Below are 966 nucleotides of genomic sequence, written 5' to 3'. Positions count from 1 at the left end.
CCGAAGCGCTCGCCGATGTGAGCGTGGTCGATCTGGATGCGGCCACGCCGCCCTGGGCGGAGCTGCCGGCGTCCGATCCAGACCCGCGCGCGCTCGGCCTCACCTCGCGCCATCTCGCCTATGTCATTTACACCTCCGGCTCCACCGGAACGCCAAAGGGCGTCATGGTCGAGCATGGAAGCTTGATGAATCATACGAACTGGCAGGCGGATCAATTCCAGCTTACTGCGCAGGACGTCTTCTTGCAGCGAACCTCTCCCTCTTTTGATGCCGCGGTTTGGGAGCTATGGACAGCCTTGTCGGTCGGCGCACATACGGTTCTTCTTCCTCTCGACCGTCAATTAGATATTCGAACCATTTTTGACATGGTAAGTACACATCGAGTGACGGTTCTGCAGCTGGTCCCATCGCTTCTTTCGGCAATTTTTACTCTTGTTGAAATAGAGAAAAAGAAAACTGATAGTTTGCGATATGTATTCTGCGGGGGAGAGCTCCTCGGAAACGAGGCAGCCGTCAAGTGGCTGCAATCGGTATCGCGGCCACTTGTCAATCTCTATGGACCTACTGAAGCAGCAATTGACGCGACAGCTTGGACTTATGTCGCTGGTTACGACGGGTCCGTTGTCCCGATCGGCCGTCCGATCGCGAACACGCGGATCTACCTGCTTGACGGTCACGGGGCACTGGTGCCGTTCGGGGCGGTGGGTGAGCTTTACATTGGCGGGGCAGGGGTGGCGCGCGGCTACCTGAACCGGCCCGAGCTGACGGCGCAGCGGTTCATCGCCAGCCCTTTTGTGGACGGCGACCGGCTGTATCGCACCGGGGATCTGGCGCGCTACCTGCCGGACGGCAACCTGGAGTTCTTGGGCCGCAATGACGACCAGGTGAAGATCCGCGGCTTCCGCATCGAGCCGGGCGAGATCGCGGCGCGGCTTGCCGAGCATGCGTGGGTGCGCGAGGCGGTGG

General features: G+C 60.4%; 1 protein-coding gene. It reads left to right on the top strand.

Annotated elements, in window-relative coordinates; genetic code table 11:
- Window positions 1-966, top strand: a 966-nt coding sequence (locus O7A70_RS33835; RefSeq protein WP_337144208.1) for an amino acid adenylation domain-containing protein, incomplete at both ends; no start/stop codon positions are given.

The sequence above is a fragment of the Mesorhizobium sp. Cs1299R1N1 genome (genome assembly GCF_037179655.1).
Taxonomy (GTDB): Bacteria; Pseudomonadota; Alphaproteobacteria; order Rhizobiales; family Rhizobiaceae; genus Mesorhizobium; species Mesorhizobium salmacidum.
The sequence above is the reverse complement of the archived record's forward strand: the minus strand, read 5'-3'. Positions and strand labels throughout refer to the sequence as shown.